This window comes from Streptomyces sp. NPDC002845 (genome assembly GCF_053591955.1).
In genome coordinates, this window is the sequence record NZ_JBSFUU010000071.1 from 1 (window position 1) to 13,539 (window position 13,539).

General features: G+C 71.0%; 12 protein-coding genes and 1 pseudogene. 7 read left to right on the forward strand and 6 right to left on the reverse strand.

Features of this window, described 5'->3' with window-relative positions; translation table 11 throughout:
• Positions 1-192 precede the first annotated feature (192 nt).
• Positions 193-1,110 carry a trehalose-phosphatase gene (otsB, locus tag ACWD3C_RS36295; RefSeq protein ID WP_451150807.1) on the reverse strand — a complete coding sequence of 306 codons (918 nt, stop codon included), beginning with the start codon at positions 1,108-1,110 and terminating at the stop codon, positions 193-195.
• 85 nt (positions 1,111-1,195) lie between these two features.
• Positions 1,196-1,423 (reverse strand): DUF3263 domain-containing protein, encoded by a 228-nt coding sequence (locus tag ACWD3C_RS36300; RefSeq protein ID WP_451150887.1) that lies wholly within the window; start codon positions 1,421-1,423, stop codon positions 1,196-1,198.
• A 207-nt stretch (positions 1,424-1,630) separates the two neighbouring features.
• Here ACWD3C_RS36300 and ACWD3C_RS36305 point away from each other — a divergent pair.
• The 3 genes and pseudogenes from ACWD3C_RS36305 to ACWD3C_RS36315 all read left to right on the forward strand — a co-directional run.
• Positions 1,631-2,494: pseudogene (locus tag ACWD3C_RS36305) on the forward strand (ROK family protein); the annotation flags it as partial.
• 60 nt (positions 2,495-2,554) lie between these two features.
• A complete protein-coding gene (gene nagA / locus ACWD3C_RS36310) occupies positions 2,555-3,814 on the forward strand; it encodes an N-acetylglucosamine-6-phosphate deacetylase (protein WP_451150889.1) in 1,260 nt (419 codons plus the stop codon).
• A 160-nt stretch (positions 3,815-3,974) separates the two neighbouring features.
• Entirely contained in the window at positions 3,975-4,901 is a 927-nt protein-coding gene (locus ACWD3C_RS36315) for a 1-phosphofructokinase (RefSeq protein WP_451150809.1), read from the forward strand.
• Positions 4,902-5,005: 104 nt separating this feature from the next.
• Here ACWD3C_RS36315 and ACWD3C_RS36320 read toward each other — a convergent pair whose 3' ends face one another.
• Together ACWD3C_RS36320 and cdgB are read right to left on the reverse strand one after the other, a co-directional pair.
• Positions 5,006-5,980, reverse strand: a complete 975-nt coding sequence (locus ACWD3C_RS36320) for a CBM35 domain-containing protein (protein WP_451150811.1) — start codon at positions 5,978-5,980, stop codon at positions 5,006-5,008.
• 152 nt (positions 5,981-6,132) lie between these two features.
• Positions 6,133-7,860, reverse strand: a complete 1,728-nt coding sequence (gene cdgB, locus ACWD3C_RS36325; RefSeq protein WP_451150813.1) for a diguanylate cyclase CdgB — start codon at positions 7,858-7,860, stop codon at positions 6,133-6,135.
• A gap of 491 nt (positions 7,861-8,351) precedes the next feature.
• On the opposite strand from cdgB, the gene ACWD3C_RS36330 reads away from it, so the two are divergent.
• Positions 8,352-8,918: a flavin reductase family protein gene (locus tag ACWD3C_RS36330; RefSeq protein ID WP_451150815.1), complete on the forward strand. Its 567-nt coding sequence runs from the start codon at positions 8,352-8,354 to the stop codon at positions 8,916-8,918.
• A gap of 107 nt (positions 8,919-9,025) precedes the next feature.
• On the opposite strand, the gene arfB is transcribed toward ACWD3C_RS36330, so the two are convergent.
• The gene (gene arfB, locus ACWD3C_RS36335; RefSeq protein ID WP_451150817.1) at positions 9,026-9,481 is read right to left on the reverse strand and encodes an alternative ribosome rescue aminoacyl-tRNA hydrolase ArfB; all 456 of its coding nucleotides are present in this window, start codon (positions 9,479-9,481) and stop codon (positions 9,026-9,028) included.
• A 226-nt stretch (positions 9,482-9,707) separates the two neighbouring features.
• On the opposite strand from arfB, the gene ACWD3C_RS36340 reads away from it, so the two are divergent.
• Together ACWD3C_RS36340 and ACWD3C_RS36345 are read left to right on the forward strand one after the other, a co-directional pair.
• A complete protein-coding gene (locus ACWD3C_RS36340) occupies positions 9,708-10,283 on the forward strand; it encodes a TerD family protein (protein WP_451150819.1) in 576 nt (191 codons plus the stop codon).
• Positions 10,284-10,458: 175 nt separating this feature from the next.
• Entirely contained in the window at positions 10,459-11,409 is a 951-nt protein-coding gene (locus ACWD3C_RS36345; RefSeq protein WP_451150821.1) for a GNAT family N-acetyltransferase, read from the forward strand.
• A 42-nt stretch (positions 11,410-11,451) separates the two neighbouring features.
• On the opposite strand, the gene ACWD3C_RS36350 is transcribed toward ACWD3C_RS36345, so the two are convergent.
• Positions 11,452-12,921 (reverse strand): M1 family metallopeptidase, encoded by a 1,470-nt coding sequence (locus tag ACWD3C_RS36350; protein WP_451150823.1) that lies wholly within the window; start codon positions 12,919-12,921, stop codon positions 11,452-11,454.
• 37 nt (positions 12,922-12,958) lie between these two features.
• On the opposite strand from ACWD3C_RS36350, the gene ACWD3C_RS36355 reads away from it, so the two are divergent.
• On the forward strand, positions 12,959-13,459 hold the full coding sequence (locus tag ACWD3C_RS36355) for a hypothetical protein (RefSeq protein WP_451150825.1): 501 nt from the start codon (positions 12,959-12,961) through the stop codon (positions 13,457-13,459).
• Positions 13,460-13,539: the final 80 nt, after the last annotated feature.

A 13,539-nucleotide genomic window follows, 5' to 3' on the forward strand; every position in this document is an offset into this window, starting at 1 on the left:
CCACCCCAGCCACCCCAGCCCCCTCCAGCCCGTCCGGCGCTTGAGGACGAGGCCGCAAGGCCGATGAACCACCCACTCACCCGCACCGTCCCACCCACCCGGGGGCCTGGGGGCGCAGCCCCCAGCGGGGGTCCGGGGCAGCGCCCCAGGGATGGGACGGGTAGGGGCGGCGGGGGCGAAAAATCCCCACGCTCACCCCCCTGCCGCTGTCCCCCTGATGGCCGCCGCCAGCCCCGTCAGCACGCCCACAACCCCCTCCGGACCCCCGACCACCACATCCGCCCGCTTCTCCAACTCCGTCACCTCGGAACTCCCGCTGCACACCAGCACCCCCGGGATACCGGCCCTCCGGAGTTCCTCGACGGCGGCGAAGGCGGGCAGGTCGCCCAGGTCGTCACCGGCGTAGAGGACGGCCTCGGCGCCCACATCGCGGACGTACTCCCTCAACGCGACCCCCTTGTCCATCCCCGGCGGACGGAGTTCGAGGACCAGGCGGCCGGGTTCGACGATGAGGCCGTGGCGGACGGCGAGGTCGGTGAGGGGGGCCCGCAGGGCCTCGAAGGCGGCCTGGGGGTCGGTGGCCCGCCGCGTGTGGACGGCGACCGCGTGGCCTTTCTCCTCGACCCAGGCGCCCTGCCAGGCCCCGGCCCCGTCGAGCAGCCCGGGCAACTCGGCGCGTGCGGCTGCCACACCGGGGTGCGCAGGCGGAGCCGTGACGGTTCCGGTCACCGCGTCCCAGCGCTCGGCACCGTAGTGGCCGAGTACGACGAGGTGATCCAGGCCGGAAACGCCCGCGAAACCGCCGTATCGGACCGCGACCTCGGCCGGACGCCCCGTGATCACGGCGACGGAGGCGACCTTCGGGGCGAGGGCCGCGAGCGCGGGAAGCGCGTCCGGATGCGCGCGGGCCTGTTCGGGGTCGGCGACGATGGGCGCGAGCGTGCCGTCGAAGTCGAGCGCGATCACCGCACGGTCGGGCCGGGCGAGAATCGCGTCGAGCCCGTTCCGCCCGGCGGAGGTCCCGGGCGTCGGCAAGGAGGCGATGAGATCAGTGGGGGCCGTAGAGCCCTCGGAGTCCCCGGAACCCTTGAAGTCCTGATGGCTGCCCATACCCCGACCCTATCCACGCACGACGGACCGCACCCCTGGCACAACCCTCCTCATTCTCACGGCCACTCCCCCTCCTCATCCCTCCTCACCGCTCCGCCCGCCGAGCTTCCCGCACCCTCCGCAACCGGTTCACGGTCACCGGGTCGTGGGCCAGGGCCCGCTGGTCGTCGAGCAGGGCGTTGAGCACCTGGTAGTACCGCACCGGCGCCAGCCCCAGCTCCTCCCGTATCGCCCGCTCCTTGGCCCCGGGCCCGTCGATGCCACGGCGCTCCATGGCGAGGATGGCCTTCTCCCGCACGTCGAGCTCGCCCATCGCACCCCCCTCGTCCATCTCACCCATGCCGAAAACCGTAACCGGCGGCACTGACAACGGACAGAGCAGGCAGGACGGACAGGACACACCTACCCCGCGTTCTCCGCCATCACCGTCGAACATCAGGCCTACACCCCGTAAGTGGACTAGACCTCTTGAGGGTCAAGGCGCCACACTGTCCCCGTGAGACATGTCATCGCCCTGGACGTGGGCGGCACCGGGATGAAGGCCGCCCTGGTCGGGGCCGACGGCGAGCTGCTGCACCAGGCCCGCCGGGCCACCGAGCGCGAGCGCGGGCCGGACGCCGTCGTGGAGACGATCCTCGCCTTCGCCGCCGAGCTGCGCGCGCACGGCGAGCGGCGCTTCGGCGAGCCCGCGGCGGCCGCCGGGGTCGCCGTGCCCGGCATCGTGGACGCCGAGAACGGCATCGCGGTGTACGCCGCCAACCTCGGCTGGCGCGACGTCCCGCTGCGCGCGCTGCTCGCCGAGCGGCTGGACGGCGTCCCGGTCGCCCTCGGCCACGACGTACGCACCGGCGGGCTCGCCGAGGGGCGGATCGGGGCGGGCCGGGGTGCCGACCGGTTCCTGTTCGTGCCGCTCGGGACCGGTATCGCGGGCGCGATCGGCATCGGTGGCCGGGTGGAGGCGGGGGCGCACGGTTTCGCGGGCGAGATCGGCCACATCGTCGTACGCCCCGGGGGGACCCCCTGTCCGTGCGGTCAGCGCGGCTGTCTGGAACGGTTCGCGTCGGCTGCGGCGGTCAGCCAGGCCTGGGCCGAGGCGACGGGGGACCGGGAAGCGGACGCGGCGGACTGCGCGAAGGCCGTCCGGTCCGGGGACACCCGCGCCCTGACCGTCTGGCAGAACGCCGTGGACGCCCTGGCCGACGGGCTCGTCACCGCGCTCACCCTGCTGGACCCGCGCACGCTGATCATCGGTGGCGGGCTGGCCGAGGCGGGGGAAACCTTGTTCACACCGCTCCGGACCGCCGTCGCACAGCGCGTCACCTTCCAGAAGCTGCCGTCCATCGTCCCGGCGGCCCTCGGCGACACCGCGGGATGCCTCGGCGCCGGGCTACTGGCCTGGGACCTCCTCCTCGACTCCACCGACCCTTCGGAGGTACCCCCCCAGATGGCCACGAGCCCGCACGTCAGCCGCGCCCCTTCTGGGGCGCGGGGCGTGACATCATGCGACTCCGTCGCAGGGGCGCGACAAGCCCCCACCGCCCCGCACAGCCCTGCCCGCGCGGCGCTGTGCAAAGTCCTCAGCGGAGCCAAAGTCGTGCTCCCCACAGGAATCGTGAACGACGGCCAAGTGATCGTCGAGGGCGCGCAAATCACCGGGCACGCTCCCGAAGCCGCCGAGACCATCGACCTCCGCGGCCACTGGGTGGTCCCCGGCTTCGTCGACATCCACAACCACGGCGGCGGCGGCGCGTCCTTCACCTCGGGCACGGTGGAGGAGGTCCTCAAGGGCGTTCACACCCACCGGCTGCACGGCACCACCACCCTCGTCGCCTCGACCGTCACCGGTGACATGGACGCCCTCGCCCAGCGGGCCGGGCTCCTGTCCGAGCTGGCCGAGCAGGGCGACATCGCGGGCATCCACTTCGAGGGACCGTTCATCTCGCCGTGCCGCAAGGGCGCGCACTCCGAGGAACTGCTGCGCGACCCGGACCCGGCCGCGGTCCGCAAGCTGATCGACGCGGCGCGCGGCCGGGCCAGCATGGTCACGCTCGCCACCGAGCTGCCGGGAGGCATCGACTCCGTACGGCTGCTGGCCGAGCACGGGGTGATCGCGGCCGTCGGGCACACGGACGCGACGTACGAGGAGACGGTGGCGGCGATCGAGGCGGGGGCGACCGTGGCGACGCACCTGTTCAACGCGATGCCGACGCTCGGGCACCGGGCCCCCGGCCCGATCGCGGCCCTCCTGGAGGACGAGCGGGTGACCGTCGAGCTGATCAACGACGGCACCCATCTCCACCCGGCCTCCCTCCAGCTGGCGTTCCATCACGCGGGCCGCGAGCGGGTCGCGTTCATCACGGACGCCATGGACGCGGCCGGCTTCGGCGACGGCCGCTACATGCTCGGCCCGCTGGAGGTCGAGGTGGCGGACGGCGTCGCCCGCCTGGTGGAGGGCGGCTCGATCGCGGGCTCGACGCTCACCCTGGACCGCGCCTTCCAGCGGGCCGTCACCGTCGACCGGCTCCCCGTCGAGGACGTCGTCGCCGCATTGTCCGCCAACCCGGCACGTCTGCTGGGAATGGACGACAGGGTGGGCTCTCTGGAGCCGGGCAAGGACGCCGATCTGGTGGTCCTCGACGCGGAGTTCGGGCTCAAGGGCGTGATGCGCCGGGGCGAATGGGTGGTTGAACCCCAACTGGGGTGATGTGTCCAGCTGTTGAGGGAGGCGGTTGTCCTGCGAGACTGGTGCCGGTGGGACGACCGCCGTCCGTTTGACATGTTCGGGCCTCCAATTGAACATGATCAGGCCTCCGAACGGGCAGACGGCAAGCGCATTCAGGATTTCTTCGGGGGAGGTCGCCCAGGTGATCCTCACGGTCACGCCGAACACCGCTCTCGACATCACCTATCGCGTACGGGACCTCATGCCCCACGCCTCGCACCGGGTGACCGAGGTGACCGAACGGCCCGGCGGCAAAGGGCTGAACGTGGCCCGCGTCCTGGCCGCCCTCGGCCACGCGGTCACGGTCACGGGCTTCGCGGGCGGCGCGACCGGGCGCACTCTGCGGGACCACCTCAAGGACACCCCCGGGGTCGTGGACGCGCTGGTCCCGGTCGAGGGGGCGACGCGGCGCACCATAGCCGTCGTGGACGCGACCGGTCACACGACTCAGCTCAACGAACCCGGCCCGCCGACAGCCCCCGCCGAGTGGTCCGCCTTCCAGGAGGCGTACGAGGACCTGCTGCGCTCCGCCTCGGCCGTGGCCCTGTGCGGCAGCCTGCCACCGGGGGTGCCCGTGGGGGCGTACGCCGGGCTCGTCCGTACGGCGCGGGCGGCGGGCGTCCCGGTGCTGCTGGACACCAGCGGGGAGCCGTTGCGCCGGGGGGTCGCGGCCCGCCCGGACTTCGTGAAGCCGAACGCCGAGGAACTCGCCGAACTCACCGGCTCCCACGACCCCTCCCGGGCCACCCGGGACGCCCGCCGGCGCGGCGCCCACACCGTCGTCGCCTCCCTGGGCCCCGAGGGCCTGCTCGCCCACACCACCGAGGGCCACTGGCGCGCCGCCCCACCGGGTGCGCTACGCGGCAATCCGACAGGGGCGGGCGACTCCGCGGTCGCGGGCCTCTTGTCCGGCCTGATCGAACACCTGCCATGGCCACAGCGCCTGGCCCGAGCCGTCGCCCTGTCGGCGGCGACCGTGGCGGCGCCGGTGGCGGGCGAGTTCGACCGGGGGGTCTACGAGGAGCTGGTGGGGAAGGTACGGGTGACGGGCGAGGCGACGGCGGCCTGAGTCAGGCCTGAGCCGGGTGAGAGGACGGGCTCACCGCGTCGCGGCATTAGTCGCCGGTATGACGCCGGTATTACCGGTATGACGCCCGTACTACAGGTCCTCTATTACAGGTCCTCGGCCAGATACAGCTGGTCGATGTTGGCGTCGCACTTGTTCCCCTGCTCGCAGGAGATCTTGATGATGTTGGTGCCCTTGGTCAGCTGGACGACCGCCCAGGTCTCCGTCCAGCCCTTCTCGTAGTCGCCCTCGGCGGCCTTCGAGAAGTTCGCCAGGTTGAGCGGGCGGCTCTGGGCCTCGCCGTTGACCGTGAGGGTGGCATCGGCGTCCTTGCCGGGCACGCCGTAGTTGACGTACAGGCGGTAGCTGCCCTCCTCGGGAACGTCTTCCACGTTCCACGTCACCGACGCGCCGACCGCGTTGAAGCCGGTCACGTACACCCCGCCGTCCGCCTTGGCGCCGCTGATGTCTGACGACAGGGTGGCCCCGCCGTCGAGGGACAGTACCTGGGCGTCGGTGGTCGGCAGCTCGACCTTTTCCTCGGCGTCGTCGGACGCCGAGGGGCTGGGCTCGGTGCTCTCCTCAGCCGAGGGAGCGGCGGAGGTTCCGGGGTTGTCCTGGGCGCCCGGGTCGTCGTCGCCGCCGAGCATCGCGATACCGATGCCTATGACGACGGCGGCGACCACGGCGATCGCGCCGATGAGAAGCCCCTTGGTGTTGGGGCCGCCGCCCCGGCCACCGCCGTCGTACGACTGCTGACGGGTGGTGGACTGGCCGCCGGGGTAGGCCTCGGGAGCCTGGTAGTGCGCGTTCGGCTGCCCGTAACCCTGCTGCTGGCCGTAGCCCTGCTGCTGCGGGGCGGCCTGGCCGTACTGGGCCGTCGGCGCCTGCGGAGGCTGAGGCTGCTGGGCCTGCTGGCCGCCGTACTGGCGCTCGCCGACCGTCCGCACCCTGTTGACCGCGTTCGGGTAGCCGTAGCCCCCCGTGGGCGGCTGGGCTCCCCGGGCCTGCCCGTCGGCGTACAGGTAGCCGAACGGGTCGTCGTCCTCGGGCGTGCTCGCGCCGTTGTTGCCGGGCGTCATCCCTAGGTCTCCTCAGCGGTGCGGTACAGATGCGGTACGTGGGCCTGTGCGGGTGTTGCGCGTGGTGTCAGGAGTGCGAGCCTACCCGCTTCGGCTGACCCAAACGGGTGACTCCGACCGCATCATCTCGCTGACCTGGGAGTCGCGACAGGTCATCCGGCACGTCGGTGCTGTTTGGGACGAGATCGTTTCTCGATGTACATCCGCTCGTCAGCGGATTTCAGGACTTCGTCCGCCGTCATGCCGCAGTGCGCCCACCCGATGCCGAAGCTCGCGCCGACCCGCATGGCGCGCCCGTCGACCCGTATCGGCTGGATGATCTCGTTGCGCAGTCGTACGGCGAGGTCCTGGGCGTCGGCGCGGCCGAGCCCGTCGGCGAGGACCACGAACTCGTCGCCGCCGAGGCGGGCGACCGTGTCGCCGTCCCGCACGGCCCGGCTGAGCCGCCGGGCGACCTCGATGAGCACCGCGTCGCCCGCGTTGTGCCCGAACCGGTCGTTGATCGACTTGAAGCCGTCGAGGTCGCAGAAGAGCACCGCGAGCCCCTTGGTGCCGTCGTCCCGCTCGCTCTCGGGGGCGACGGTGTGCACATGGTGGTCGAAGGCGTCGTACGGCCCCGATCCGGAGCCGGGGCCGTGGCCGTGGCCCGAGCCGAAGTCGAAGCCGTGCCCGTCGGCGGCGTACATCGTGCCGTCGTACGCCGCCGGGTGCTGTGCCACGGCGTACGGCCCGTGCCCGTACGCCGCGTCGACGGTGTCGACCGCGCCGGGCGCCACGGACTGCGGGCGCTGGCAGAGGCGGGCGGAGAGCCGGGAGCGCAGCTCGGCGGAGTTCGGCAGGCCGGTGAGGGAGTCGTGGGAGGCGCGGTGGGCGAGCTGGAGCTCGCGGCGCTTGCGGTCCTCGATGTCCTCGACGTGGGTGAGCAGGAAGCGGGGCCCGTCGGCGGCGTCGGCGACGACGGAGTTGCGCAGGGACACCCAGACGTACGTCCCGTCCCGGCGCCCGAGCCGCAGCTCGGCACGCCCGCCCTCGGCGGAGGTGCGCAGGAGCGTGCCTATGTCCTCGGGGTGGACGAGGTCGGAGAACGAGTACCGGCGCATGGCGGAGGCCGGGCGCCCGAGGAGACGGCACAGCGCGTCGTTCGTCCGGAGTATCCGCCCGTGCTGGTCGCCGCCCATCTCGGCGATGGCCATGCCGGAGGGGGCGTACTCGAAGGCCTGCCGGAAGCTCTCCTCGCTCGCCCGCAGGGCCTGCTGTTCCCGCTCAAGCCGAACAAGTGCGCGTTGCATATTCGCGCGTAGACGCGCGTTGCTGATCGCGATGGCGGCCTGGAAGGCGTACATCTGAAGCGCCTCGCGCCCCCATGCGCCGGGCAGCCGCCCATTGCGCGGGCGGTCCACGGAGATCACGCCGAGCAGCTCACCGCAGGCGGCGCCGGCGGTGGCGCCCGGGGTGTACATCGGCGCGAAGAGGCGGTCGGAAGGGTGCCACTCGTTCTCGAAGCGGGGCGGGGGTCCGTCGGTGTACCACTGCGGCACGTCGTCCTCGTCGAGGACCCAGCCCTCGGTATGCGGTATGAACCGCAGGTCGCCCCAGGCCTCGCCCATGTTCAGCCGGCGGTCCCAGGAGGCGCGCGAGCCGACCCGGCCGGTGATGAGCGCCTCGGCGGCCGAGTTGCCCGCGAGGGCCGCGACCACGAGGTCCCCGTCCGGGCGTACGAGGTTGACGGCCGCCAGCTCGTAACCGAGTCCGTTGACCACGCCGTCGGCGACGGTCTGCAGTGTGTCCGCCAGACTCCGGGCGGTGTTCATGTCCGCCATGACCTGGTGCAGCTGTCGCAGGGTCGCAAGCCGGACATACGGCTCCGACTCGGTCTCCATTCGCCCTCCCCCCGAGAACTCGCACCAACTCCAGGGTTGCCTTCGGCGTACTCATCGGCTTAGTGGGTTGCTGTCCTGTTGCTGTACCTGGTGCTCGCTGTACCTGGTGCAGCATCCCCGCCACTGAATCACAGCGCGAAGCCCACTCGGTACACAGGGTCAACAAAAAAGCCCTCCTGTGACTCAAGTCACAGACAAAGATGAACAATTGAGTGGGGCTTCCGCGTTTTCGCTGCACGTTTGCTGAACACAATTCAGGGCTCTGTGCAGACCCCTTGAGCGATGCCGAACGAATGTGATCGGGGTCTCGTATCGGGGTGTCGCATCGGGTCTCATATCGGGTCTCATATCGGGTCTCATATCGGGTCTCATGCCGGCCTCCGCGGCGGCATGGCAGAGACCTGGAGGCCCGGTGTCGGCCGGAGGGCCTAGGTCCCGCATCGGGCTGTGGTCCGATGCGGTCGCCGATGGCCCGAGACTAGCGTTCGGGCGTGCTGAACACTCCCCCTGCCCCGTCCGTCAACGCCCCCTCCGGGCATGCTGAGGGGGTGAGCGAAGACGAGTTCCGCGCCGCCATGTCCCGGCTGGCCGCGGGTGTGGTCCTGGTGACCGCGCACGAGGCCGCGCTGGACCCCGACGGCCCGCGCGGCGAGGACGTCGGCATGACGGCCACCTCCTTCATGTCCGTCTCCCTCGACCCGCCCCTCGTCATGGTCAGCCTCCGCGAGGGCTCCCGCATGGACGACCTGCTCGCCGAACAGCCCCTGTGGGCCGTCTCCGTCCTCTCCGAGAGCCAGCGCCACATCGCGGGCCGCTTCGCCATGAAGGGCCGCGTGAGCGACCGCCTGCTGTTCGAGGACATCCCGTACACCCGGGGCGAGGCCTCCGGGGCCCTCTTGGTGGGCGGCGCGCTGGCAACCCTGGAGTGCCGCACCGAGCAACGGGTGCCGGCCGGGGACCACACGCTGGTGATCGGGCGGGTGCTGGCGGCGGGGGTGCCGAGTGCGGATGGGGGGCCGTTGGCGTATTTCCGGGGGCGGTATCGGCGGTTGGGGTGACCTGGATCCCGGTGAACCGACCGTGCGCGATCGCGAAGGCGAAGAAGGTGAGGAAGGTAAGGAAGGCGAAGAAGGTGAAGGCGAGGCGAAGGCCGAACTCGCTTTCTTCACTCACCCCCGGACTCACCCCCCCAGTCGCGCCCGGACCGCCCCCGCTTGGTCTCGGACCGCTGCTTCTTCTCCCGCAGCCGCCGTTCGTTGATCCCGCGCGGGATGCGGGTCGCCCTGCGGGGCTTGGGCGGGGGTGCGGTGGCCTCCGCGAGGAGGGCGGCGAGGCGTACGGCGGCGGTCTCGCGGTTGCGCCACTGGGAACGGTGCTCGGAGGCGCGGACGCTGATGACCCCGTCGACGAGGCGCGGGCCGAGCCGCTCCAGGGCACGCGCCTTCCACACCTCGGGCAGCGCTTCGGTCGCCGCCAGGTCGAACCGCAACTCCACCTGCGAGTCGCTGGTGTTGACGTGCTGTCCGCCCGGCCCGCTGGACCGCGAGAAACGCCACATGAGCTCGGCCTCGGGAAGGGAGACGGAGCCGCGGATGACATAGGGACCGGACATGGGGTCCATGTTCCCGCGTGTGTCCGGTCCGCGTCATGGGGTTTTCGATCGGCGTCATGATCGGCGTCATGATCGGCGTCAGGTAAAGAAAGTAAAGCGAGACGGAACCTGAGGGACCCCTCTCGGCGTTCGTAAGGATGACGGTAGCTTCGTCCCCGTACGAAGCCCGGCACGAAGCCAGTGCCAAGCACGACGCACCGCACGAACGTCAAAAACGAGGGAAGGACTCCCAACAATGGCTGTAAGCCTGTCCAAGGGTGGCAACGTCTCGCTCACCAAGGAGGCTCCGGGCCTGACCGCCGTCACCGTGGGCCTCGGCTGGGACGTCCGCACCACCACCGGCACGGACTTCGACCTCGACGCCTCCGCGATCGCGGTCAACCCCGAGGGCAAGGTCTACTCGGACGCCCACTTCATCTTCTTCAACAACAAGCAGACGCCGGACCAGACCATCGTCCACACGGGTGACAACCGCACGGGTGAGGGCGAGGGCGACGACGAGGCCATCAACGTCAACCTGGCGGGCCTCCCGGCCGACGTCGACAAGATTGTCTTCCCGGTCTCCATCTACGACGCCGAGAACCGCTCCCAGAACTTCGGCCAGGTCCGCAACGCCTACATCCGCATCATCAACCAGGCCGGCGGCACCGAAATCGCCCGCTACGACCTGTCGGAGGACGCGGCCACCGAGACCGCCATGGTCTTCGGCGAGCTCTACCGCAACGGCGCCGAGTGGAAGTTCCGCGCCGTCGGCCAGGGCTACGCCTCGGGCCTGGTGGGCATCGCCCAGGACTTCGGCGTGAACGTCTGAGCCGTACGGCACACGCGGAGGACCCCCAAGTCAACCCTTGGGGGTCCTCCTCTCGGCAGGCCGGCGATTGGCAGATTTGGCTCGGTTCTGACGGCTGTCACCAGGCCTTACGAGGGCGACGAGTGAGCCAAATCCGCCAATCCCGTCCTGTGACTCGGCCGATAACCTGCGGGGCGTGCTGCTGGAAGCCCTCCGGGTGCCCGAGGACGGGACGCTGCCGGACCCTCTGCTCACCGAACTCACCGCCCTCTACGCCTCCAACCACGGCTTCTTCACCCTCAGCGGTGACTTCCCGGACCCGGACGACATCCGCCCGGAACAGGTGGCGGCCGCCCTGGCGGAGGAGTTGGCGAACCCGGACGTGGAGGTGCTGCTCACCCGGAGCGCGGGGCGGCTCGTCGGGGTCGCGATCACCCTCGCCCGGCACCCCGACCCGACCGACCCGGACCCCTGGATCGGACTGCTGCTCATCACCGGGGGCGAGCAGCGCAAGGGGTACGGGCAGGAGTTGGCGAGGCTCGTCGAGGAACGGTTCCGGGGATGCGGTCGAACCGCCGTACGACTCGCCGTCCTCGACAACCATCCCAAGGCCCTCGCTTTCTGGGACGCGCTCGGGTACGAGGTCGCCGAGCGGCGCCAGGACCTGCGACTGGGGCGGCCCTGCGCGGTGTTGCGCAAGGCACTGCGCGCTCCGCGCCCGGCTGCGCGTGTCGCCGTACTCGATCCCGGTGGTTCGGTCTTTCTCCTTCGGTACGACGACGAAGAGATCGGTGTCCACTGGGCCTTGCCCGGAGGCGGTCTCCAACCCGGTGAGACTCCGCCCGAGGGTGCGCTGCGGGAATTGCGGGAGGAGACCGGCTGGACCGATCTCACCCTCGGCCCGCTCCTGTGCACGTGGGAGCTCGACTTCACCCGCTCCGGCGTTCCCGTCCGCCGGCACGAGCACGTCTACATGGCACGCGGGCCGCGCCGTGAGCCTGTCGGTGACCAGCTCGCCGCCGCACACGACGCCGACGGAATCCTCGGCTGGCGCTGGTGGAGTCCGCAGGATCTGCGCGTCTCGCCCGAGGGACTGTGGCCGCCTGAACTGGCTGATCTGATGACCGGGTTGAGGGGTGACCTCTGAGCGGATGGCATCATCGTCCGACCGTTCCCGCACGCTCGGGCACTACTTGCGGCCCGGTTTTCCGTCCCCGTACAGCCACTCCTCCCAGACTCCGCCGAAGTCCTCGTCCGGCGCCATCCTCTCGACGTACGCCGTGAAGTCCGCCGTGTCCGCGTTGCCGTGGCGGTGTTCGGCGGCCCAGCCCCGGAGGAGGGCTCGGAAGGTGGCGTCGCCGACCGTCTCGCGGATCTTGTGGAGGACCATCGCGCCCCGCTCGTACACCGGGCTGCCGGAGATGTGGGCGGCGTCAGGTGGGTCGGCGGGCGGGAAGGACCAGATGTCCTCGTCGTCGGTGCGGTCCGCGTAGTAGTCGCCCTCGTACAGGGCGTCGAAGATCTCCTGGGCCGTCTCCACGCCCTGCTCCTCCCGCCACAGCCACTCCGCGTACGTCGCGAAGCCCTCGTTGAGCCACATGTCGCGCCAGGTGCGAGGGGTGACGGAGTTGCCGTACCACTGGTGGGCCAGTTCGTGGACAAGGAGTTCGGTGTCGGGGGCGCCGGGGAAGACGGGGCGGTTCTGGGTCTCCAGGGCGTAGCCGGTGTCCTCCGGGCGGTCGACGATCGCGCCGGTGGAGGTGAACGGGTAGGGGCCGAACGTGTCCTCCGCCCAGGTCATGACCTCGGGGATGCGGGCCAGGACCTCGCCGCCCTCCTCGGAGGACTCGGAGGACTGGGTCGGGTCGACGGCTACGTACACCGGCAGGCCGCCCTCCTTCGTCGTGGAGCGGGTGACGTCGTAGCGGCCGATCGCGATCGTGGCCACGTAGCTCGCCATCGGGTCGGCGGTGTGCCATACGAACGTCGTACGGCCGTTCTTGGTCGACTCGTTCGTCAACTCCCCATTGGAGACCGCGTGCAGGCCCTCGGGGACGGTGACCGCGAGGTCGTATGCGGCCTTGTCGGAGGGGTGGTGGTTGCCGGGGAACCAGGACATGGAGCCCGTGGGTTCGCCGAGCGCGAGGGCGCCGTCGGCCGTGTGCAGCCAGCCCTCCTCCGAGCCGTCGGGGTCGATGATCGTCTCCGGGCGGCCCGTGTAGCGGACCGTCGTACGGAACCTCTGTCCCTTGTCAAGGTCGTCCTTCGGGCGCACGGTCAGCTCCTGGCCGGCGCGGTTCCAGCGGGCCGCCGAGTCGTCGACGGTGACGCCGGTGACCTCCAGCCCCCTCAGGTCGAGGTTGAAGGCGCTGAGGTCCTGCGTGGCCCGTGCCGTGATGACCGCGGTGCCGTCCAGGTGCCTCGCCCCGGGGTCGTAGTCGAGGGTCAGGTCGTAGTGCGTGACGTCGTAGCCGCCGTTGCCCAGCTTGGGGAAGTACGGGTCGCGCAGGCCGGAGGCGCCGGGGGTGCCCCGCACTCCGCCGTCCCCCGTGCACGCGGAGGCGGAGAGGGCGAGGGCCAGGGCCAGGACGAGCAGGGCAGCCTGTCGGCGTCGGCGACGGCTCGCCTGTCGGGGGACAACCGGTACGGATCGGGACACGCCGGAGATCCTACGAGGGCGTGACACCATCACCTACGTGCTCGACATCGGCTACGCCCTCTCCCTCCGCTTCCCGGACCCCCCGCAGACCGACTACCGCCGCGCGGATGTGCACGCACTGCGGCACGACCTGTTCTGCGGTGACGTCTACCTCGCCGACACCAAGGCGGACCGGGAGCTGTCCACAGCCTGGGGATGGGTGCCGGTGCTCGACTTCGCGTGGGCGCTGTGCGACATCGTCGAGCAGCTCGATCGGGATCCGGCGGGCTCGCGTGCCGCCCGGCCCCAGCGCGCCGAGCTCGACTTCACCGAGTCCACCGACCGCATGCTCTTCGAGCGCCGCTTCGGCTGGGTCGACATCGAGGCCGACTGGATGCCTCCCGAGGAACCCCCGCTCTCCTTCTCCCACGCCGAACTCCGCCGTGAGGCCCGCGACTTCCTCCACGACCTGCTCGCCGACCTCACCGACCTCCATGAGGACCTGGCGGAGAACCCGGCGATCTGGACACTCCAGGCCCGCTTCCCGAGAGTGTCCTGAGACCGTCGGAGAGGTCGCCTAATACATTCGGCGTCGGGGAGTTCACCCGAGCCCACCGGCGACTTCCTCCGAGCCCATCG